Below are 20,883 nucleotides of genomic sequence, written 5' to 3' on the forward strand. Positions count from 1 at the left end.
AGCGCCGGCTGACGGCGCACGGACGAGACGAGCGACGTGCCGACCTACCTATCCGCGCGGCGGTCCGACACGGTGTACGACGGCATCACCCCCGCCGTACGCCACTTCCCGGACGCCACCGCCGCGGTCATCGCGTCGATCATGCTCGCCTACCTGCTCCCCTTCCGGCTGGTCTTCCCGCCGCTGAGCGACCTGGGCAAGCCGGGCCTGATGGTCGGGTTCGGCCTGCTGGTCTGGTGGGCGCTGAGCCGGCTGCACCCCACCCTGGTCACCCGGGGCCAGCAGCCGATGCGTTGGGCGATGGCGATCTACCTGGTCACCCTCTTCCTGTCCTACGTGGCCGGGCAGGGGCGCGGGATGCCGACGCTGGAGGCGAACGGCGCCGAACGGACCCTGCTGATGGCGCTGGCCGGGGCCGGGATCCTGCTCGCCGCCGCCGACGGGGTACTCACCCGGGAACGCATCGACAAGGTGCTCCGCTGGTTCTGCTGGGGCGCCAGCTTCATGGCCTTCGTCGCGCTGGTGCAGTTCGTGACCCGGATCGACCTGACGACGTACATGAAGCTGCCGCCGCTGCTGACCTTCCACAAGGAGGTGGTCGGGTTCCGGGACCGGGGCGGCGACGGCCTGGTCCGGGTCGCCGGCACCGCCGGGCACTACATCGAGTTCAGCGTACTGATGGTGATCAGCCTGGTGGTGGCGATTCACTTCGCCCGGTTCTCGTCGACCCGGCGGGACCGGCAGATCTACGGCGCGCTCGCGATGTTCCAGGCCGCGGTCATCCCGATCTCGCTGTCCCGGACCGGGGTGCTCGCCCTCGGCGCCGCGATCCTGCTCTTCATCCTGGTCTGGCCGCTGCGGACCACCTTCAACGTGCTGGTGGTCGGCTGCTTCCTGACCGCGCTGATCCAGGTCGCCCGGCCCGGCCTGCTGGCCGCGATCAAGTCGCTGCTGCTGGCCGGGGAGAACGATCCGAGCGTGCAGGCCCGGGTGGAGGACTACGACTACGTCACCCCGTTCATCCGGGAGCGCCCGTGGCTGGGGCGCGGGATCGGCACCTTCCTGCCGGAGCTGTACCAACTGTTGGACAACCAGTGGCTGACCACGCTGGTCCAGGGCGGCATCGTCGGGGTGGCCGGGCTCGCCGTCTTCTTCCTCTCCGGCGTGCTGGTCGCCGGTCGGGTACGCCGGTTCGCCCGGACCGACCGGGACCGCGACCTCGCGGCGGTGCTCGCGGTGGCGATCGGGGTGGCCGGCGTCTCCGGGTTCACCTTCGACTCGATGTACTTCACGACGTTCTTCATCACGGTGCACGTGCTGCTCGGCCTGACCGGGGCGCTGTGGCGGCTGACCAGGGCGGAACGCACCAACCGGATCGAGTCGGGCCGACCGGTCCGGCCGTCCGGCGAACCCGGGCCGGTGCCGGCGGCGGCACAGGCATGACGGAGCGGCGTGCGGCAGCAGCCCCCTCCGGCGGACCCGAGCGGAGGTGGGCGGTCGGATGACCGGCGACGGTGGCATCGACATTCTCATGATCACGTACGACCGGCCGGAGTACGTCCGGCTGTCGCTGCCGCACCTGCTCGACACCTGTCCGGCGGACGCCCGGGTGTGGCTCTGGCACAACGGCACCGACCAGCCGACCCTGGAGGCGGTCGAGGAACTCCGGCACCATCCCCGGGTGCACCGGTTCCGGCAGAGCCCGGTCAACGCCGGGCTGACCGAGCCCACCAACTGGCTGTGGTCGGAGTCGACCGGCTCGTACCTGAGCAAGGTGGACGACGACTGCCTGCCCGATCCGGACTGGCTCACCATCCTGCGCCAGGCGCACCAGGACGTACCCGGGTTCGGCGTGATCGGCACCTGGCGGTTCCCCGCCGAGGACGTCGACCGGGCACTGGTGGCGGCCAAGCTGGCCGACTATCCGGGCGGACACCAACTGTTCCGCAACCACTGGGTGCAGGGCAGCGGCTACCTGCTCAAACGCGAGACGCTGACCCAGGTCGGCCCGCTGGCCGGCGACGAGACGTTCACCGCCTGGTGCCTGCGGGCCGCCCGGCTCGGCTGGCTCAACGGCTGGTACCACCCGTTCCTGCCCGAGGACCACATGGACGATCCGCGCAGTCCGCACACCATCTACCGCACCGACGCGGACTTCCTGGCCCGCCGGCCGCTGTCGGCCCGGCGTACCGGGGTGACCACGGTGGCGGAGTGGACCGAGCAGATGCGGCACTCGGCCCGGGTGGTCCAGGCCGCCCCGCTCGACCTGCGGGAATACCAGGGCTGGCGGCTGCGGCGGCGCAACGCCACCCGACGGCTCCGGCTCGCGTTGACCGGGCGGGCGCCGTGGTGACCGGTGAACCTGCTCCGACCTCCCCGGGCGGTCCGTCGTCGCCCCGGGTGGACGTCGGGGCGCAGCCGCCGCGCGGTTCGGGTGGCAAGCGGCTCAGTGTGGTGGTGGCCGCACACAACGAGGCGGCGGTGCTCGGCCGGACCCTGCGTACCCTGCTGGCCACCGCGGCGCCCGCGGAGTTCGAGGTGGTCGTGGTGGCGAACGGCTGCACGGACGCGACGGCGGCGGTGGCCCGGTCGGTGTCCGGGGTGACCGTGCTGGAGTTGCCCGAGCCGGGCAAGCCCGCCGCGCTGAACGCCGGTGACGCGGTGGTCGCCACCTTTCCCCGGATCTACCTGGATGCCGACATTCCGCTTCCCACCGCCGGGGCCCGCGCACTGGCGGCGGCGGTCACCGCACCGGGGGTGCTGGCCGCCGCGCCGCGCCGCCGACTGGACACCACCGGGCGCCCCCTGCTGGTACGCGGCTACTACGCGATCAACCGGCGGCACCCGGCGTACCGGAACGCGCTCTTCGGCCGGGGCGCGATCGCGCTGTCGGCGGCCGGTCGGGACCGGTTCGGCCCGTTCCCCGACGTGGTGGCCGACGACCTGTTCCTGGACACGCAGTTCACCGAGGCGGAGAAGCGGGAGGTCGCCGAGGTGTCGACGGTGGTGGCCACGCCCCGGCGCACCGCCGACCTGCTGCGCCGGCTCGGCCGGGTCCGGGCCGGCAACGCCAGCCTGCGTGCCGCCGACGACCAGGTACGCCGGGCTCGCCGCGCCTCCTGGCTGGTCGACGTGGTGCTGCCCCGGCCGTGGCTGCTGCCGGCCGGGGTCTGCTACGCCGGGCTGACCCTGCTGGCCGCGACGGCGGCCCGGCGGCCGGCGGTACGGAACCGCTGGGGACGCGACGAGTCCAGCCGGGTGCCGGGCCCGGCCGACGCCGACGGTGTACCCGGAGCGACGCCGTGACCCCGGTGGTGAGCGTGCTCGTGGTCTCCTACGAGACCCGCGAGCTGATCCTGACCGCGCTGGCCACGCTGCGCAGCGCCTGCCCCACCGAGCCGTACGAGGTGGTCGTGGTCGACAACGCCTCGACCGACGGCTCGGCGGCGGCGATCGGGGCGGCCTTCCCGGACGCCCGGGTGGTACGGCTGGCCCGCAACGTCGGCTTCGGTCGGGCGGTCAACGTCGGCGCGGCCCACGCCCGGGGCGACTGGCTGCTGCTGCTGAACCCGGACACCGAACCGGTCGGCAACGTCATCGGCGAGTTGCTGGCGTTCACCCGGGCCCGCCCCGGGCACGGCATCTACGTCGGCCGTACCCTCACTCCGGACGGCAGCGACGACGGGCACTCGGTCTTCGGCCCGCCCTCGCTCTGGACGCTCACCTGTTTCGCCACCGGACTGTCCAAGGTGTTCCCCCGGTCCCGGCTGTTCAACCGGGAGGCGCTGCCCTGGCTGGACCGGTCGGCCCCGGTGCGGGTACCGGCCGCCTCCGGCTGCCTGCTGCTGGTCCGGCGGTCGCTCTTCGCGCAGCTCGACGGCTTCACCCCGGACTACTTCATGTACTGCGAGGATCTCGACCTCTGCCTGCGGGCGACCGCGCTCGGCGCCCGCCCGGTGCTGGTGCCGACGGCCCAGGTGCTGCACGTCGGCGGGGCCGCCTCGACCAGTGCGGGCAAACGGGTGATGCTCTTCCGTGGCCAGGTCACCTTCCTGCGGCTGCGCTGGTCCCCGACCCGGGCGGCGCTGGGCCGGGCGCTGCTCGGGATCGGTATCGCCGCCCGGGCGGCCGGCGCCCGGCTGACCGGGCGGGCCGGCTACTGGCGGGAGGTCTGGCGGCAGCGGCGTACCTGGCTGGCGGGTTGGCCACCGGCGGCCGGGCTCGCCCCGGTGGAGGTCACCGAGCCGGTACCGCCCGGCCCGCGCGGCACCCCGGAGGGCGACGGCTGAGCCGCCCGGTTCAGCCCCGCTCCTCGCCCGGTACGGGAAGGTCGGCGAAGGCGGCGACGGTCCGGTCGGCGTACGCGCTGGCGTCGCCGGTCTCCATCGGCCCGTCCCAGGTGGTCGGCAGCGGTACCGGCACCGCCGGATTGACCCGTCGGACCACCTCGTCGAGTACGGTCTCGGCGTCGCCGACCCAGAGGTGCTTCGCCCCCGGCACCCCGACCACCTCGGCCTGGGGTACGACCGCGAACCGCGTACGGGCCTCGTCCGGCCGCAGGTAGTCGTCGAACTCGGGGACCAGGGCGGTCAGCGGCCTGCCGGACTCGGCCCAGGTGGCCAGGTCGGCGTCGGTGCTGCTGCGCAGCGGCGGGGAGAGCAGGATCGCCCCGACGACTCCCGGGTCGCAGCCGTGCCGCAGGGTCAGGTCGGTGCCGAAGGACCAGCCCAGCAGCCAGATGTTCGGCAGCTCGGCGAACTCCGCGTACTCGATCGCGGCGGCGACGTCGTACCGTTCGGCGTCACCGCCGTCGAAGGTGCCCTCGCTGGTGCCGCGCACGCTGCTGGTGCCCCGGGTGTTGAACCGCAGCACCGCGAGGTCGGCCAGCGCGGGCAGCCGCCAGGCGGCCTTGCGGAACACGTGACTGTCCATCATCCCGCCGTGCGTGGGCAGCGGGTGCAGGCAGACCAGGGTGGCGACCGGGTCCCGGTCGGCGGGGAGCGCCAGCTCGCCGACCAGGCGCAGGCCGTCGGCGGTGTGCAGCTCGATCTCCTCCCGGCGGGCGGGCAGGATGCTGGCGGCGCGGATGGCTGTACTCACAGGGATCAGTGTTACCCCGGACGGCCGGGCAGGGCAGCGAACCCGGCACAGCGTGACGAAGATCCCTCGGATCGGCAGTGGACCGGCCGTGGCCCGGCTCAGCCGGGGCCGGGACTCGGCCGGGGCCGGGACTCCCGTGGCCCGAGCGCGCGGGCGTGGTTGGCCGGGGTCAGCCGTAGCGGGGGGCGCTGCGCGAGCGTTCCACGCCGGGGCCGCGCCGGTCCCGGGCCCGCCAGCAGCCGGTGTGCCAGTGCCGGCGGTCGGTCAGGTCGCCCTGTCCGTCGGCCGGCCAGGCGACCAGGTGGGCGACACCGGGGCGGATCTCCTGGGCGCAACCGGGACAGCGGTACGTCTTGACCGCCGCACTGCCCGGAATGTCGCGTACCTGCCACTCGCCGTCCCGCCAGGTCTGCACCGAGCCGACCCCGCGCTCCAACCGGGCACGGTCCAGCGGCGGGGCGTCCTCGGGACGCGGACGGTTACGACGGGGACTCACGTCCTCCAGGGTACGCAGTTCCCGGCCCATCCGATCAAGGCCGCTGAGCTGCTGTTACGTCGCCGGGGGTGGCTGTCGGATCACGGTCAGCCCACAAGTCGCCGCCCTGAACAGGGGTTAATGTCCACGAACAACCCCTCCGTCCGCGATCCGGACCCGAAGAGAGGAGGATGCCATGTGGCGCAGGCGCATCGTCACCGTCCTGTTGGCGACGGCGGTCGTCGCCACCACCGCGGCACCTCCCGCCGCCCGGGCCGGCGGGCCGGGTGAGCCGATCCTGGCGGACTTCAACGACGACGGCACCGTCGACCGGGCCGTCCTCGGGGCCATCCACCCCAACCTCTGCTCGCTGGTGATCCAGTACGGCTCCGCACCCGGCGTCTACCTGCCGCCGATCGCGTACGCCTACGAGCGTCCCGGCGGGCACATCGGCACCAACTGCCCGGACATCGGCACCGCGTTCAACGGGGACAGCGACCGCTTCGAGGAACTCTGGCTCGCCTGGAGCGACGCGGTGCCACAGGGCGTCCCGTACAACCGGCTCGCCATCGACCAGGACTTCCAGTCGATCACGACGTTCAGCTCGCCGTTGGCCAATCCGGTCTACCTCGGCACCGAGGACTTCACCGGCAACGGTGTGGGCACGCCGTTCTCCGTCGGGCCGGGCGGCTACTACACGAGCGTGGTGGTCGACGGCGTCGCCGGTGTCGGCCCCGGTCGGTGGTGTTCGGTGGACACGCCGACCTTCCAGCACAGCGACTTCAACGAGGATCGGAGAGCGGACGCCGTGCTGGCGTACACGGACGGCTGCACGGACCAGAGCAACGGGGTGGTGGTGGTCTTCGCCGACGGCGAAACCCGGCAACTGGAGATCGACCTCACCGGCCAGACCACCTGGCGGGCCCAGGTACGGTTCGTCGGCTCGGACCGGTTCCCGGACGTGCAGACCACGAACCTGGTCACCGGCGAGATCACCAACTACCACTCGACCGGCGCCGGCACCTTCGTACGCGGACCGGACGCGAACACCGACCGGGTCCAGTTGACCAGCGACAGACCGGTGGCGATCGACGTACTCGCCAACGACTACGTCGCCGTCTCCGGCCAGGTCGTCGTGGTCACCCCGCCCCGGTACGGCACCGCACAGGTCCTCTCCGACAAGCGGATCCTCTACTCCCCCCGGGCGCACCACGGCCGGACCGACCGGTTCAGCTACCAGCTCCAGCGCAACGGCGAGCGCAGTACCGCCACGGTCTACCTGACCTTCCCGCACTGACCCGTCGGCGACCGCAAGCCCGGGACCTCCCCTCGCCCCAACCTCTGACCTGCGAATTCATCGCTTCGACCGGCTGTCGGATCACGGTCAGCATCGGTAGATATCCGCAGAATCGGTCTAGCGTCCCAAACATGGGCCCGTCCGACTGACCCGCCAAAGCACTACATAGGGGGAGCGCTATGTGGAGCGCACGCGTCGCCGCCGCAGCCCTGGTGATCGGGGTCGGCGCGCTGAACCCGGTGCCGCCCGCCCTGGCCGGTGGACTCCACGAGACGATCTACGGCGACTTCAACGACGACGAGTTGCCCGACGCCGTCCAGTTGGGTGCGGTCAGCCCCAACTACTGCTCGACGATCGTCCAGTACGGCTCGGCCCCCGGCGTCTTCCTGCCGCCCGTGGCGTTCGTCTACCTCAACCCCGGCGGCGGCACCATGCCGAACTGCCCGGACATGGGCGTCGCGGCCGACTTCAACGAGGACGGGATCGACGACCTCGGCGTCGGCTGGAGCCACCCGCCGGCCGGGTTGAGTTACAACCGCCTCATCCTCTACCCGCCGACCTTCCAACCCTCGTTCCGCTACCTTTCGACGATCATCAACCCCAGCTACTTCGGCGCCGGCGTCTTCTTCCCGGGCGCCGCACCGAGCCCGTACGAGATCGGCCCCGGCGGGATCGTCAACGCCGTCATCCGGGGCAACACGATCGGCCCGGGCCCGATCCGGTTCTGCACCGTCGACACCCCGACCGCCCAACTCGCCGACTGGACCGACACCGGGGTCGACGGTGTCCTGCTCACCTACACCGACGCCTGCGCCGACGGCAGCAGCGGGGTGGTACGGATCCGCCCGGACGGCTCGGTCGCCCAACTGGAACTCGATCCGGCCGGGGTGACCCGCTGGACCGCCCGGGTCGTGGACGCCGACGGCGACCGGTTCCCCGACGTCCGCACCGTCCGGCAGGACACCGGCCAGGTCAGCTACTTCGTCAACACCGGGCTCGGCGGGATGTACTTCCTGGTCCGGGCGCCCGACGCGAACACCGACCGGGTCACCCTGACCAGCGTCAAGGCGGTCGCCGTCGACGTGCTCGGCAACGACCACGTCAGCGGCGCCGGGATCGTGACGGTGACCGGGGCGCCCAGGTACGGGACCGTCCAGGTGCGCTCCGACCGCCGGATCGTCTACCGGCCGGATCCGCGGCACGGCCGCACCGACCGGTTCACCTACCAGGTGGTCGAGGAGGGGCGGCGCTCCAGCGCCACCGTCCACCTCCGGTTCCCGGACTGACCGGGCTGTCCACGTCGACGAGGTACGAGGGAGGGGCCATGTGGCGCAGACGTACCGCGATGGTCGTGGTGACCGTGGTCCTGGTCGCGACGGGCGGCATCGCCGGACCGGCCCCGAGCCCCGCCTGGGGCGCCGGCCGGGGCGAGCAGGTGTTCGGCGACACGAACGGCGACACCTTCACCGACCGGGTCACCCTCGGCCTGGTCCAGCCCGACTTCTGCTCCGTCATCGTGGAGTACGGCACCTCGACCGGCGACTACCGCCTCCCGGTGGCGTACGTATACCTCCGGCCCGGCGGCTCCGGGACCGGCACCCGCTGCCCGGAACTGGGCGTGGCGGTGGACCTGAACGGCGACCGGCGGGAGGAACTGGTGGTGGCCTGGTACCCGGGACCGCCGCCGACCGTGCCGTACAACCTGATGGTGCTGGACAACGCGTTCCAGCCGTCGTCCGGACTGGTCTCGGCGATCTTCGCGCCGTACTTCCTCGGCACCGCCGACTTCGACGGCGACGGGCGGGAGGACGTCTACGCGGTGACCGACCAGGGCCAGGGCATCGAGACGTACCTCAACCTGGGCAACGGCACGCTGGTGCAGGGGCCGGAGGAGTGGTGCGCCCGCCCGCTCGAGTACGACCTGCGGGACTTCGACCTCAACGGCGCGACCGACCTGGTCAACAGCTACACCGAACGGTGCCTCTCCCACACCGTGGTCAGCGGTGTCGCGGTGGTACTCGACGACGGTGTGACGCAGGAACTCCAGCACGATCCGGTCGGCCTGGACACCTGGGTCACCCGGGTGGTCAACGCCAACGGCGACCGGATCCCCGACATCCGTACGGTGTCCCGGCTGACCGGCGTGACCGAACACTTCATCGGCACCGCCAGCGGGCAGTTCGTGCGGTCGCCGAAGGCGAACACCGACTCCGTCCAGCTCACCGGCAACCGGGCGGTGACGATCAACGTGCGCGCGAACGACCTGGTCAGCAGCGCGGCCACCATCGCCGTCACCGTTCCACCCCGATACGGCACCGCCCGGGTGATCAGCGGCGGCCGGATCGTCTACACGCCCCGGCCGAACCATGGCGCGACCGACCGGTTCACGTACCAGCTCACCGAGGGCGCTCGCCGCAGCAGTGCGGTGGTGTACCTCCGCTGGACCGGATAGCCCAACCCGGGCGGGTTGGCGAGCCTGAGGAGGCAGGCCATGAGGGGTAGACGGATCGCGGCCGTTGCCATGGCGGTGACCATCACGACGACCGGCTGGGTGCCGGCGGGTGCGTCCGGCGCCGTGGGCGGACCGGCCGAGCCGATCGTCGCGGACGTGAACGGGGACGGCCGGCCCGACCGGGTGGTGCTGGACCTGGTCGTGGGGGCCGCCGCGACCGCCTGCCGTGCGGTGGTCAGCCTCGGGCTGGCCGACGGGCGGCTCGGGGCGGCGCAGCCGTACTCCTTCCTCTCGCTGCCGGCCGACGAGCCGAACTGCCCGGACATGGGTGTCGGGCTCAACCTCGACCTGGACGTCGCGGCCGAACTGGCCGTGGCCTGGTTCGCCGGGCCGCCGCCGAGGGTGCCGAACAGCCTGCTGGTGCTGGACAACTTCCGGGTGACCCGGGGCTTCAACACCATCTACCAACCCAGCTTCATCGGTACCGCCGACTTCGACGGGGACCGGCGGCAGGACATCTACGAGTGGACCGACCAGGGTGGCGGGTTCGCCAGCTATCTGGCCACTAGTACCGGCCTGCTGGTACCCGGGCCCGTGCACCACTGTTCCGGGCCGCTCACCAACCGGCTCGCCGACTTCAACCGCAACGGGGCGATGGACGTGGTGATCGCGTACATCGAGGGCTGTGGTCCGTACTTCAGCGGAGTGGTGGTGGTGCTCGACGACGGCAGGTTGGTCCACCTGCAAGCCGACGTGGACGGGTTCGCGAGCTGGACCGTCGAGACGGTCGACGCCAACCACGACGGTGTGGTCGACGTGACCACCTACAACCAGCTCACCAACGCGATCGACACCTTCGTCGGCGTGGGCAACGGCAACTTCGCCCGGTCGCCCGTCGCGGTCCGTGACTACCTGACGGTCAGCGGGGTCAGGGCCACCGGCCTCGTGGTGCTCGCCAACGACTTCGCCAGCGACCGGGCCAGGGTCAGCATCTGGACGCCTCCTCGGCACGGCACGGTCCGGGTCACCACCAACCGGACCATCATCTACACCCCACATCCGGTGCACGGCGGGACCGACACGTTCGTGTACCGGCTCAGCCAGGACGGCCGGACCAGCAACGCCTCGGTCAGCCTCAGGATCATCGACTGACCGGGCCGGCGCCCGCGCGGTCCGGCGGCCACGGCATGGAGGAGCGCCATGTGGAGAAGAGCGACGGCGGTGCTGACCGCCACGGCGACGATCGTCACCACCGGCGTACTGCCGATCGCCACCACCGGCGTACTGCCGATCGCCACCATCGGCGTACTGCCGTCGGCGGCCCGGGCCGCCGGACCCAACGAGCCCTTTCTCGGCGACCTGGACGGGGACCGGCTGCCCGACTGGGTCATGCTGAGGAAGCTGCCCCGGGCCTGCGCCGTCGAGGTGCGGTACGCCCGGCCCGGCGGCGGCTTCCTCCCGCCACGGCAGTACGTCTACCGGGTACCCGGAAGTCCCGGAACGCTCGCCTGCCCGGAACTCGGCGCGGCCGTCGACCTGGATCCCCCCGCCCCACCGTCGCAGCCCGGTCCGGCCGAACTGGTGCTCGGCTGGTACGACGGTCCGCCGCGCCGGGCCGGATACGACCTGTTGGTCCTGCGGAACCTCGCCGTCGCGGCCCGCGTCCCGGCGATCGACCGCCCGAACCATCTGGGACTGACCGACTTCGACGGCGACCGGCGGCTGGACGTCTACCTCTGGACCGACCAGGGCGAGGGGTTCGCCAGCTATCTCAACCTGGGCACCGGAAGGCTGGCCGCCGGGCCGGTCCGGTACTGCGCCGACCGGGTCCAGTACCGGCTCGCCGACTTCGACCGGGACGGCGCGACGGACCTCGCGGTCGCGTACGCGAACCGGTGCGGCGACCGCGCGGACGGGGTCGCCGTGGTGCTCGACGACGGCAGCGTGGTCGACCTCCAGGTGGGCTTCGACAGCCGGACGAGCTGGACGATCCACGTGCTCAACGCGGACAGCAACGCCTTCCCCGACATCGTGGCCTACCAGCAGCCGAGCGGCCGGCGCTGGACCTTCCTCGGGATCGGGAACGGCACGTTCGTCAGGTCACCGGCGGCGAGGCCGGACGTCGTCACGGTCGGCCTCACCGGCTCGGTCCGGATCCCGGTGCTGGCCAACGACTGGGCCAGTCGACGGGCCGTGGTCAGCATCGGCACGCCGCCGACCGAGGGCAGTGCCACCGTCGCCGACGGCCGGACAATCGTCTACCGCCCGAACCCGACGGCCGGGTCCATCGACCGGTTCGACTATCGGATCACCCAGGACGGCCGGATCAGCGAAGCGTCGGTGCTGGTCAGGATCACACCCTGAGCCGGCCGCCCGTACCCCGACGACGCCTCGGTAAACCAACCTGTCAGATCACCGTCAGCGCATGATACGTAACGGTGCGTGCCCTCTAGTCTCCTGCTGAGAACCAGCCATCGACAATGGCTGACCAGGCATAGGAGGCACCATGTGGGGACGACGCATCGCAATTGTCGTCGCCGCGGCGACAGCGGCCACCGTCGGTTTGGCCGCACCGCCCGCCCGGGCCGGCTGGCAGGACGAACCGATCATCGCGGACGTCAACGGAGACGGCCGCCCGGACCGGAACACCCTCGGCACGCTGCCCGGCACCACCTCCTGCGCCGTACGGGTCGAACTCGGCCTGCCGGCCGGCGGCTACGGCCCGGCGCGGTCCTACGCGTACCTGCCGTCAACGGCGTACTGCCCGGACATGGGCGTGGGCGTCAACCTCGACGCCGACGCCGCGAACGAACTCGCGGTCACCTGGTTCGCCGGCCCGCCGCCGTCGGTCGGCAGCACCCTGCTGGTGCTGGACAGCTTCGCCGTCTCCGGTGGCTTCGACACCATCGACCAGCCCAGCTACATCGGCACCGCCGACTTCAACGGCGACGGCCGGCAGGACGTCTACGAGTGGACCGACCAGGGCGCCGGCTTCCGCACCTATCTCAACACCGGCACCGGGTCGCTCACCCCCGGCCCGGTGCGGTACTGCTCCGGCCGGCCGCAGTACCAGCTCGCCGACTTCGACGCCGACGGCGCGATGGACGTGACGATCGCGTACGCCGAGGGGTGCGGCAGCTACTTCACCGGCGTGGTCGTGGTGCTGGACGACGGCACCGTGGTCAACCTGCACGGTGACGTCAACGGCGACGACTTCTGGACGGTCGCGGTGGCCGACGTGAACCGGGACGGATTCCTGGACGTGATCACCACCAGCGACGTGACCGGGCGGCAGAGCGCCTTCATCGGCACCGGGGGCGGCACCTTCGTCCCCGCCCCGAGGGCGATCCGGGACAATCCACGGGTCAGCGCGGTCCGGGCCACCGGCATCCCGGTCATGGCCAACGACTTCGCCACCAACGGCACCCGGGTCACCATCGTCACCCGGCCGGCGCACGGCACCGTACAGGTCACCACCGGCGGGACGGTCATCTACCGGCCGTACCCGAACCGCAAGGCCGGCACCGACCGGTTCGTCTACCGGCTCACCGACGCCGGCCGGACCAGCAACGCCGCCGTCAGCCTGCGGATCGCCCGCTGAACCCCTGACCGGCGGTGACCACCTGCTCCAGCAGCGGCGCCGGGGCGAGCCCCGGTTCGCGGGACTCCCGGTAGAGCCGCTGCTGGATCCGCAGTGCCACGTCCGGGCCGACGGCGTCCAGCACCTCGAACGGGCCGGCGGGGTAACCGCAGCCCAGCGTCATCGCGTGGTCGATGTCGCGCGCCGTCGCGTACGACGCCTCCAGCATCCGGACCGCGTCGTTCAGGTACGGGAAGAGCAGCGCGTCCACCACCCGGCCGGCCCGGTCCCCGCAGACCACCCCGGTCCGGCCCAGCGCGGCGCAGACCGCCCGGGCGGTGGCGACCGCCTCGGCCGACGATCGGACGGTACGCACGATCTCCACCACCGCCCCGGCCGGCGTCGGGTCGAGCAGGTGCAGCCCGACCACCTCGGCCGGCCACCGGGCGGCCATCGCGATCTCGATCACCGGCAGCATGCCGGTGGTGGTGGCGAGCACCGCCTCCGGCTTGCAGACCTCGGCCAACTCGGCGAAGAGCGCCTGCTTGGCGGCGAGGTCCTCGGCCACCGCCTCGACCACCAGGTCGGCGTCGGCCAACCCGGCCAGCCCGCCGCCCGGGTCCAGCACGGTCACGTCGTACCCGGCCTGCCCGAAGAGGTCGGCGAGCCCGGTGGCGACGTCGCCGGACCCGACCACGCCGACCCGGCGCACCGGCCGGGCACCCTCGACCGGCGCCGCGACTGCCTGGTCGTCGGCTGCCACGGTGCCCGAGCCGGGCCGCTCGTACCGGTAGAAGCCCTGGCCGGACTTGCGGCCCAGCAGTCCCGCCGTGACCATCTGGCGCAGCAGCGGCACCGGCGCGTGCCGGCGGTCCCGGCCACCCCGCCGGTACATGGTGTCCAGGATCTCGTACGCCGTGTCCAGGCCGATCAGGTCGAGCAGGGTCAGCGGCCCCATCGGCAGCCCGCAGCCCAGCCGCATCGCGGCGTCGATCTCCTCCCGGGTGGCGTACCCCGACTCGACCATCGCGACCGCCTGGTTGAGGTACCCGAAGAGCAGTGCGTTGGCGACGAAGCCGGCCCGGTCGGCGACGGTCACCGCGACCTTGCCCAGCCGGGCGCAGAGGTCCTGCACCGCGCCGACCACCTCGGTCGCGGTGGTGACGGTGCGGATCACCTCGACCAGCTTCATCACCGGCGCCGGGTTGAAGAAGTGCATCCCGACCACCCGGTCCGGCCGGCCGGTCGCGACGGCGATCTCGGTGACACTCAGCGAGGAGGTGTTGCTGGCCAGGATCGCGGCCGGCCGGCAGATCCGGTCCAGGTCGGCGAAGAGCCGCCGCTTGAGGTCGAGCCGCTCGGGTACCGCCTCGATCACCAGGTCGACCTCGGCGAGTGCCGGCAGTCCGACGGCGAAGGTGATCCGGCCCAGCAGTGCGTCCCGGTCGGCGCCGGTCAACCGGCCCCGGGCCACCGCCCGGTCGGTGGAGCGGGTGAGGGTGGCCCGGCCGCGTTCCAGGGCCTCGGCGGTGATCTCGACGGCGACCACCTCGACCCCGTTGCGGGCGAAGACCTCGGCGATGCCGGCGCCCATGGTGCCCAACCCGACGACACCGACGGTGCTGATGGTGCCGTCGGCACCGGTCGTTCCGCCTGCCACCCCTGGCCTCCCGCTCCGCTCCGGGCCGCCGACTGAACGGCCGCTAAGTCACTTGCGGCGAGTCTGCCACGGACCGCCGGAACGCCTCGGCCCGGTGCCTCGTCGCGACCGGCTAGAGCAGATCCAGCAGGGCGGCGGCGAACTCGGTCGGACGCTCGATGTTGGGCGAATGACCGCAGCCGGCGAGGACGATCTCCCGGTAGCTGCCGCCGGCCGCCGCGTACCGGTCCAGCACGGCACGGGTCTGCCCGATCATCGGCTGCGGCGGACACGCCTCGACCCCCGGCCAGCCGGGCAGCACGCCGAGCGCCCCGAGCTGGGCCAGGTCGAAGAGGGAGGTGTCCGAGACGATCACGTCGGCGTCGCCGCGTACCCAGGTGATCGGCGGCTTGACCGGTACGGCGACCAGCTCGTCGGCGATCCGGAAGTACTTCGGCGTCAGGGCGTTCAGCACGCCCCGGTCTCCCGGCGCCATCCCCGGCCAGTTGTCGCTCGGCAGCATCGTGCCCGGGTAGTTGTCGTCGCCGGTCGCGGTGGAGAGCACCGAGTCGAGCAGTAGTTCCTCGTCCGCACCGAGGCTCGCCGGGTCGGCCACGTACGCGCTCCGCAGCACCGTACGCGGACTGGTCGGCTGCTCGGCATCCCGGTCACCGGCAGCCAGCCGGGCGACGAAGTCCCGATTTCCGGTACCGCCCCCGGTGCCGGCGAAGTCCGGCGTGGTCGGCGTACCGGCCAGGTCCCGGGTTCCGCCGAACCCGTACGGCGAGACGGGCGCCGCCAGCAGCAGCCCGGCCACCCGCTCGGGCCGGTCGACCAGCAGCCGCATCGCCACTCCCCCGCCCAGCGAGTGCCCGACCAGCACCGGACGGGCGCCGGCCGCGCCGAACAGGGACGGCTCGTCGAGCAGCGCGGCGACGTCGTCGGCGAAGACGCCCAGCCCCCGGGTGGCGTCCACCGGCGCGACCTCGGTACCGCCGTACCCGCGCAGGTCGGGGGCGACCAGCCGCAGGTCGGCCGGCAGGTGCCGGATCAGCGGCTGCCAGAAGTCGGCGGACGAGCAGTTGCCGTGGATCAGCAGTACCGGCCGGCCGTCCTCGGGGCCCGCCACCAGCACCCGCTGCCGGATGCCGTTCGCCGTGATCTCGTGTCGCCGGATCTCCATCCGAGCGATGATGCCAGCCGACCGCAGCCGGGAACATGTGGCTCTTCGCCATATTCCGAGCCGGACACCGCCTCGGCGACCACCTCGCCACCCGCCGGAACCCTCGCGCCGCAAGCCCTCGCCAGATGAGGCCGAGTCGGCTCGCAGTCGAGCTGCCCCGCCTGTGCGTCCAACTCCAGACCTGCCATCTCGCGTCCGACCGAACGACTGTCGAGCTGCCCCGTTGGTGCACCCGCCTCCGAATGCACACGTTCACCATGCGCCCGACTGGGCCAGTGTCGAGCTGCCCCGCCTGTGCCTCTGACGTTCCGGGCCCGCGCCCGCCCTGAGTCCGGCCGGGCAACTGTGGAGATCGGGCAACTGTCGAGCTGCCCCGCCTGGGCGTCGATTCGCGGAGGGTGCACTCGATGCTCTCCGGGTCGACTCAGCGTGGGCTGCGGGCGGTGCCCGGCGGACAAGACGCCGATGCGGATCTTGGGTGCCCCGTTCGTGCACCCAGCTCGACAGGCCGGGCGGCGCAGTGTCCCTGCCCGGCCTGACCGCAGGTCAGGACATCCGCCCGACATGATGTCCGGCCCGGCCCGCCGCAGCGCAACAGCGGGGCGGAGGAGGAGCGGTCGGTCACTGTAGGGCGAGGTACACCCAGGTCATTCCGCCGGCGAGGGCGACGCAGCCACCGACCATCAGCATCACGCGGCGGGCGGAGCGCCGGGTGCGCGTGCCCATCAACTGGGTGGGCGCGGCGAGCGCGCCGACCGCCGAGGCGTTCACCGCCGGAGGCGAAGTCGGGGGCCGGGGCGGGGGCAGGGGCGGGGGCGGCGTCAGCCGGGCCCGGTAGGTGCCCAACTGGTCGGTGGCGGCGGCGCCGGGGTCGAAGAACCGCAGCTCCAGGTTGCCGAGCCGGATCCGGTCGCCGTCCCGCAGCTCGGTGTGCCCGGAGAGGCGCTCGTCGTTGAGCCAGGTCCCGTTCGTCGACCCGGTGTCGGTCAGCAGCACCCGACCGGCGGCGAGTTCGACGGTGGCATGGCACCGACTGACCTTGGGATCGTCCAGCAGTACGTCGACGCCGTCCTCCCGACCGATCCGGCGTACCCCGGGGCGCAGCCGGAAACTGGCACCTCGGAGTGGTCCGCTGGTCACGGTCAGCAACGGCAACAGATCAAGTTGGTCGGACATGGATTGCTCCATCCGGCTTCGCCCCCCACCGACGCGGCAACGTCGGCCCCCGGGTCAGCTTCCCATCCGGCCCGCCCCGGATTCCACAACCCGCCGGGTCGAACCACGCTGACCAGGGAGAGGAATCGGGCTCGCCGGTTCGGCCGAGAGGGTGTCGGGACGCGGCGATCGGTATACCTACCCGCGAGTAGCCCTCGGGTCTAGACTTCCGCCATGACGACCGTGAACGCTCCCGGCGTACCCGGCATCTCGGACGGCGAGTTGATCTCCACCAATCCGGCCACCGGGGAGCTGGCGGGGCGGTTCCCGGTCGCCGACGCCGAGGCCGTCGGCCGGGCCGTCGGCCGAGCCCGGGAGGCCGCCGACTGGTGGGCCGGGCTCGGCTTCACTGGTCGGCGGGGTCGACTGTTGCGTTGGCGGGCGCTGCTGGCCAACCGGATCACCGAACTCGCCGCACTGTCGCACCTGGAGACCGGCAAGCCGATCGCCGACGCCGTGGTCGAGGCGGTCAGCGCCATCGACCATCTCGACTGGGCAGCCCGGAACGCCAAGCGGGTACTCGGCCCCCGCCGGATGCGGTCCCGGCTGGTCGTCGCCGAGTTCTCCGCCCGGCTGGAATACCGGCCGCTCGGCGTGGTCGGGATGATCGCGCCATGGAACTATCCGGTACTGACCCCGCTGGGCGCCTTCGGCTACGCGCTGGCCGCCGGCAACGCGGTCGTGCTCAAGCCGAGCGAGTACACCCCGGCCGTGGGGCAGTGGCTGGTCGACACCTTCGCGGAGGTCGTACCGGAACAGCCGGTGTTGCAGGCGGTGCACGGGCTCGGTGACGTGGGGGCAGCACTGTGCCGGTCCGGCGTCGACAAGATCGCGTTCACCGGTTCCACGCGTACCGCGAAGAAGGTGATGGCCGCCTGCGCCGAGAACCTCACTCCGCTCGTGGTGGAGGCCGGCGGCAAGGACGCCGTGATCGTCGACGACGACGCCGACCTGGACGCCGCCGCCGAGGCCTGTGTCTGGGGCGCCCTCACCAACGCCGGGCAGACCTGCATCGGCATCGAACGGGCCTACGTCACCGCGCCCGTCTACGACGCCTTCGTGGACAAGGTGGTGACCAGGGCCGGTCGGCTCACCGTCGGCCCCGACGGCACCGACCTCGGCCCGATCACCATGCCCGACCAGATCAGCACGATCCGCCGGCACATCGAGGACGCCGTCGCGCGTGGCGGGCGGGCCGTGCTCGGCGGGGTCGACGCGGTCCAGCCGCCGTACGTGCACCCGACGGTGCTGGTCGACGTACCCGAGGATGCCGACGCGGTCCGCGAGGAGACCTTCGGCCCCACCCTCACCATCACCCGGGTCGCCGACGTCGACGAGGCCCTGACCCGCACCAACGCGGTCCGGTACGGGCTCGGCGGCGCCGTCTTCGGCCGCCGCCGGGCCACCGAGATCGCCGCCCGGATGCGCTCCGGGATGACCGCGATCAACTCCACCCTCACCTTCGTCGGAATGCCGACACTGCCGTTCGGCGGGGTCGGCGACTCGGGCTTCGGCCGGATCCACGGCGCCGACGGACTGCGCGAGTTCGCCCGCAGCAAGGCGGTGACCAGACGGCGTGGACCGTCCATGCTGCCCGCGATGACCTTCGAACGCACCCCCGCACAGGTCGACCGCATCGTCAAGGCAGTCAAAATTTTGTACGGGCGGTGACCCTAGACTGACCGATCGTAGGGACAAAAGGACGACTAGGACATCCCTGGCCGCCTCCCGCATCGGTACCGTTCGCCCAATGGGGCTGCACGCGTTGCGATTCCGCCTGGTCGACAGCGAGAACTCCTGGGGTGCCCGGCGGCGAGCGCGCCGGGCCGGATGGCTCGCGGAAACGTTCCCGGACCTGGCCCAGATGTCCGTCGTCGACCTCGGCGGACGGGTCAGCACCTGGGCCCAGGCCGGGGTACGCCCGAAACACGTCCACGTGGTGAACCTCGAAGAGTCCCCGGCCGACGTACCGGAGTGGGCCGAGGTGGACCGGGGCGACGCCTGCGCGCTGCCCCGGCACATCGCGAACCGCCGCTACGACCTGGTCTTCTCCAACTCCGTACTGGAACACGTTGGCGGGCACGAGCGCCGGCTGCGGTTCGCCGAGACGGTGCACGCGCTCGCCGACGCGCACTGGGTGCAGACCCCGTACCGGTACTTCCCGATCGAGCCACACTGGATCGCCCCGGGTATGCAGTTCACCCCGGTCCGGCTGCGGGTCGCACTGGCCCGCCGCTGGCCGCTGGCGCACACCCGGCCGGACTCCCGAGAACTGGCGATCCAGCAGGTGCTCTGGACCGAGTTGGTGGACCGGTCCCAGATGCGGCACTACTTCCCGCACTCGCAGATCCGGGCCGAACGGCTGGCCGGGATGATCAAGTCGCTGATCGCGGTCCGTACCGGCGCCTGACCGGGGTCGGGGTCAACTCGCGTACGCCGGGTCGGCCAGGCTGACCAGGGTGGCTCCGGTCGAGTCGTCCACCAGGGCGACCCGGACCCGGTCCGGTGCCACCTCGGCGGCCGGTACGGCGAACACCGCAGTCGCCGGCCGGCCCTGGTAGCGGGCCGAATAGCAGACCATCCGCCAGGACTCCTCCAGCCAGTGCTCCCGGACGTCCGAGGTGAGCAGCGCGGCGACCTGCCGGTACGCGGCACTGAGCTGGAGTTGCTGCACACTCGCCAGCAGCGGTACGCCGGAGCCGCCGCGCAGCGGCGAGGTCAGCCGGACCCGGAGCCGGCGCAGCGGCAGCAGCCAACCCGAGTCGAACTCGGGCGACAGTGCGACGATCAGCGCCGCCTCGGCCAGCAGCAGCCCGACCGAGGCGGCCGGGGCGCCGGTCAGCGCCGGCAGCCAGTACGTGCCACCGGCCGCGACACCGAAGAGCCCGGCCAGCGCCAGCACGCCGGCCCGGCCGATGCTGCGCCCGGTGACCGGGGTGGCCTTGGCGCTCAGGCAGCCGCAGGACGCGCCGGGTGCGACGCGGCGGGCGTACCAGAGGTAGCCGACGAAGCCGGCGGCCAGCGCGGTCGCCGCCACCGGCTCGGCGACCGGGGCCGGCGGCAGCACCAGCGCGACGCCGAGCAGCAGTTCGACCCCGCCGAGCAGCCGGTACGCCGGCACCGCCCGCTCGGGGCCGAGCAGCGTGCCGAGCGCCGAGTTGCCGACCTGTCCGGCCACCCGCCGGTCGAGGAGCTTGATCCGGGCGGACCAGATCAGCACGACGCCGACCAGCAGGGACTGGAGCGCCGCCAGGGACTGGAGCATGATGCCCTCCTCTCTCGTGCCGGGTGCGGATGCGGGCCCGTCGACGCTGGACGGGCCCGCCCCGCACCGTCAGTTGGCGGCGTAGACGGTGGCGATGCTGATCTCGTTGGTGTCCGGGTGCCAGGCGCCGATCACCTGGACGTGCCCGCCGACCTTGAGCAGCGAGACGTCCGAGATGGCCGGGGTGCCGTTGTAGACGGCGGCGGTGGTGCCGGGTACGACGTGTCCGATCAGCCGCTTGCCGTGGTGGTCGAGGTACAGCACGTTGCGCCCCACCGAGGCGATGTGCGCGGTCAGGTTGACGATGTTGGCCCAGAGCGAGTCGGCGGCGAGAGTGCCGTCGGGCAGCCGTACGCCCCGGACGTACATGCCGTCGCCCTTGGTCAGCTTGTCGAAGGTGGTCGGCTGGAACTTCCAGATGCTGGTGCCGTTGGTGACCTGGATCCGGTGCAGTGCGCCGTCGGAGCCGGCCAGCAGCACCACGCTGCCGGTGATCGAGGTGACCCGGCCCTCGGCGAAGTTGGGGTCGGGTGCGCCGGGCGCGATCTTCACCGGCTCGGCGGCGAAGGCGGCCTCCGGGGCGAGCGAGCCGAGTGCGGTGGCTCCGGCGATGCCGGCGCCGCCGAGTACGGCCGTGCTGAGCAGTCGTCGACGGTCCATCGTGTTCGCCATCGTGG

At 72.3% G+C, this 20,883-nt stretch carries 19 protein-coding genes; 12 read left to right on the top strand and 7 right to left on the bottom strand.

Features of this window, described 5'->3' with window-relative positions; genetic code table 11:
• The first annotated feature begins 36 nt into the window (after positions 1-36).
• Genes Pen02_RS21055 through Pen02_RS21070 form a run of 4 tightly spaced genes read left to right on the top strand, consistent with a single transcriptional unit; the run spans position 37 to position 4,289 of the window.
• Positions 37-1,443 (top strand): O-antigen ligase family protein, encoded by a 1,407-nt coding sequence (locus Pen02_RS21055; protein WP_203867819.1) that lies wholly within the window; start codon positions 37-39, stop codon positions 1,441-1,443.
• Between the two features lie 58 nt (positions 1,444-1,501).
• Positions 1,502-2,353, top strand: coding sequence for a glycosyltransferase family 2 protein (locus Pen02_RS21060; RefSeq protein ID WP_203867820.1), 852 nt, complete (start codon positions 1,502-1,504; stop codon positions 2,351-2,353).
• Positions 2,350-3,306, top strand: a complete 957-nt coding sequence (locus Pen02_RS21065; protein ID WP_239141047.1) for a glycosyltransferase family 2 protein — start codon at positions 2,350-2,352, stop codon at positions 3,304-3,306. Before Pen02_RS21060 ends, Pen02_RS21065 begins: the two co-directional genes overlap by 4 nt.
• A complete protein-coding gene (locus Pen02_RS21070) occupies positions 3,303-4,289 on the top strand; it encodes a glycosyltransferase family 2 protein (RefSeq protein ID WP_203867821.1) in 987 nt (328 codons plus the stop codon). Before Pen02_RS21065 ends, Pen02_RS21070 begins: the two co-directional genes overlap by 4 nt.
• Before the next feature lie 10 nt (positions 4,290-4,299).
• On the opposite strand, the gene Pen02_RS21075 is transcribed toward Pen02_RS21070, so the two are convergent.
• Positions 4,300-5,100 (bottom strand): alpha/beta hydrolase, encoded by an 801-nt coding sequence (locus tag Pen02_RS21075; RefSeq protein WP_203867822.1) that lies wholly within the window; start codon positions 5,098-5,100, stop codon positions 4,300-4,302.
• A 169-nt stretch (positions 5,101-5,269) separates the two neighbouring features.
• Positions 5,270-5,596 carry an Rv1322 family protein gene (locus Pen02_RS21080; RefSeq protein ID WP_203867823.1) on the bottom strand — a complete coding sequence of 109 codons (327 nt, stop codon included), beginning with the start codon at positions 5,594-5,596 and terminating at the stop codon, positions 5,270-5,272.
• Positions 5,597-5,771: 175 nt separating this feature from the next.
• On the opposite strand from Pen02_RS21080, the gene Pen02_RS21085 reads away from it, so the two are divergent.
• The 6 genes from Pen02_RS21085 (at position 5,772) to Pen02_RS21110 (ending at position 12,925) form a co-directional block, all read left to right on the top strand.
• On the top strand, positions 5,772-6,872 hold the full coding sequence (locus Pen02_RS21085; RefSeq protein WP_203867824.1) for an Ig-like domain-containing protein: 1,101 nt from the start codon (positions 5,772-5,774) through the stop codon (positions 6,870-6,872).
• Positions 6,873-7,051: 179 nt separating this feature from the next.
• Entirely contained in the window at positions 7,052-8,158 is a 1,107-nt protein-coding gene (locus Pen02_RS21090; RefSeq protein WP_203867825.1) for an Ig-like domain-containing protein, read from the top strand.
• 38 nt (positions 8,159-8,196) lie between these two features.
• Entirely contained in the window at positions 8,197-9,324 is a 1,128-nt protein-coding gene (locus tag Pen02_RS21095) for an Ig-like domain-containing protein (protein WP_203867826.1), read from the top strand.
• 39 nt (positions 9,325-9,363) lie between these two features.
• On the top strand, positions 9,364-10,476 hold the full coding sequence (locus Pen02_RS21100) for an Ig-like domain-containing protein (RefSeq protein WP_203867827.1): 1,113 nt from the start codon (positions 9,364-9,366) through the stop codon (positions 10,474-10,476).
• Between the two features lie 48 nt (positions 10,477-10,524).
• Positions 10,525-11,688 carry an Ig-like domain-containing protein gene (locus tag Pen02_RS21105; protein WP_203867828.1) on the top strand — a complete coding sequence of 388 codons (1,164 nt, stop codon included), beginning with the start codon at positions 10,525-10,527 and terminating at the stop codon, positions 11,686-11,688.
• A gap of 142 nt (positions 11,689-11,830) precedes the next feature.
• Complete coding sequence (locus tag Pen02_RS21110) at positions 11,831-12,925, top strand: FG-GAP-like repeat-containing protein (RefSeq protein ID WP_203867829.1); 1,095 nt, start codon at positions 11,831-11,833, stop codon at positions 12,923-12,925.
• Here the strand turns inward: Pen02_RS21110 and Pen02_RS21115 are convergent.
• From Pen02_RS21115 to Pen02_RS21125, 3 genes are all read right to left on the bottom strand, one after another.
• A complete protein-coding gene (locus Pen02_RS21115; RefSeq protein WP_203868228.1) occupies positions 12,903-14,498 on the bottom strand; it encodes a 3-hydroxyacyl-CoA dehydrogenase family protein in 1,596 nt (531 codons plus the stop codon). The genes Pen02_RS21110 and Pen02_RS21115 overlap by 23 nt on opposite strands.
• A 178-nt stretch (positions 14,499-14,676) precedes the next feature.
• A complete protein-coding gene (locus Pen02_RS21120; protein ID WP_203867830.1) occupies positions 14,677-15,726 on the bottom strand; it encodes an alpha/beta fold hydrolase in 1,050 nt (349 codons plus the stop codon).
• Positions 15,727-16,347: 621 nt separating this feature from the next.
• Positions 16,348-16,902 (bottom strand): FHA domain-containing protein, encoded by a 555-nt coding sequence (locus Pen02_RS21125; protein ID WP_203867831.1) that lies wholly within the window; start codon positions 16,900-16,902, stop codon positions 16,348-16,350.
• A 213-nt stretch (positions 16,903-17,115) separates the two neighbouring features.
• Between Pen02_RS21125 and Pen02_RS21130 the strand changes: the two genes are divergently transcribed.
• Positions 17,116-18,612, top strand: coding sequence for an aldehyde dehydrogenase family protein (locus Pen02_RS21130; RefSeq protein WP_203867832.1), 1,497 nt, complete (start codon positions 17,116-17,118; stop codon positions 18,610-18,612).
• A gap of 79 nt (positions 18,613-18,691) precedes the next feature.
• Positions 18,692-19,351, top strand: a complete 660-nt coding sequence (locus tag Pen02_RS21135; RefSeq protein WP_203867833.1) for a class I SAM-dependent methyltransferase — start codon at positions 18,692-18,694, stop codon at positions 19,349-19,351.
• Positions 19,352-19,363: 12 nt separating this feature from the next.
• Here Pen02_RS21135 and Pen02_RS21140 read toward each other — a convergent pair whose 3' ends face one another.
• Together Pen02_RS21140 and Pen02_RS21145 are read right to left on the bottom strand one after the other, a co-directional pair.
• Positions 19,364-20,206, bottom strand: coding sequence for a MauE/DoxX family redox-associated membrane protein (locus Pen02_RS21140; protein ID WP_203867834.1), 843 nt, complete (start codon positions 20,204-20,206; stop codon positions 19,364-19,366).
• 69 nt (positions 20,207-20,275) lie between these two features.
• Entirely contained in the window at positions 20,276-20,878 is a 603-nt protein-coding gene (locus tag Pen02_RS21145; protein ID WP_203867835.1) for a cell wall protein, read from the bottom strand.
• Positions 20,879-20,883 lie beyond the last annotated feature (5 nt).

This window comes from Plantactinospora endophytica (assembly GCF_016862915.1).
In the GTDB taxonomy this organism is placed as follows: Bacteria; Actinomycetota; Actinomycetes; order Mycobacteriales; family Micromonosporaceae; genus Plantactinospora; species Plantactinospora endophytica.

Coding starts and splice junctions, on each gene's coding strand:
- Pen02_RS21060 (WP_203867820.1), top strand. CDS start 1,502: ATGACCGGCGACGGTGGCATCGACATTCTCATGATCACGTACGACCGG.
- Pen02_RS21085 (WP_203867824.1), top strand. CDS start 5,772: ATGTGGCGCAGGCGCATCGTCACCGTCCTGTTGGCGACGGCGGTCGTC.
- Pen02_RS21090 (WP_203867825.1), top strand. CDS start 7,052: ATGTGGAGCGCACGCGTCGCCGCCGCAGCCCTGGTGATCGGGGTCGGC.
- Pen02_RS21095 (WP_203867826.1), top strand. CDS start 8,197: ATGTGGCGCAGACGTACCGCGATGGTCGTGGTGACCGTGGTCCTGGTC.
- Pen02_RS21100 (WP_203867827.1), top strand. CDS start 9,364: ATGAGGGGTAGACGGATCGCGGCCGTTGCCATGGCGGTGACCATCACG.
- Pen02_RS21105 (WP_203867828.1), top strand. CDS start 10,525: ATGTGGAGAAGAGCGACGGCGGTGCTGACCGCCACGGCGACGATCGTC.
- Pen02_RS21110 (WP_203867829.1), top strand. CDS start 11,831: ATGTGGGGACGACGCATCGCAATTGTCGTCGCCGCGGCGACAGCGGCC.
- Pen02_RS21115 (WP_203868228.1), bottom strand. CDS start 14,498: ATGGGCGCCGGCATCGCCGAGGTCTTCGCCCGCAACGGGGTCGAGGTG.
- Pen02_RS21120 (WP_203867830.1), bottom strand. CDS start 15,726: ATGGAGATCCGGCGACACGAGATCACGGCGAACGGCATCCGGCAGCGG.
- Pen02_RS21125 (WP_203867831.1), bottom strand. CDS start 16,902: ATGTCCGACCAACTTGATCTGTTGCCGTTGCTGACCGTGACCAGCGGA.
- Pen02_RS21130 (WP_203867832.1), top strand. CDS start 17,116: ATGACGACCGTGAACGCTCCCGGCGTACCCGGCATCTCGGACGGCGAG.
- Pen02_RS21135 (WP_203867833.1), top strand. CDS start 18,692: ATGGGGCTGCACGCGTTGCGATTCCGCCTGGTCGACAGCGAGAACTCC.
- Pen02_RS21140 (WP_203867834.1), bottom strand. CDS start 20,206: ATGCTCCAGTCCCTGGCGGCGCTCCAGTCCCTGCTGGTCGGCGTCGTG.
- Pen02_RS21145 (WP_203867835.1), bottom strand. CDS start 20,878: ATGGCGAACACGATGGACCGTCGACGACTGCTCAGCACGGCCGTACTC.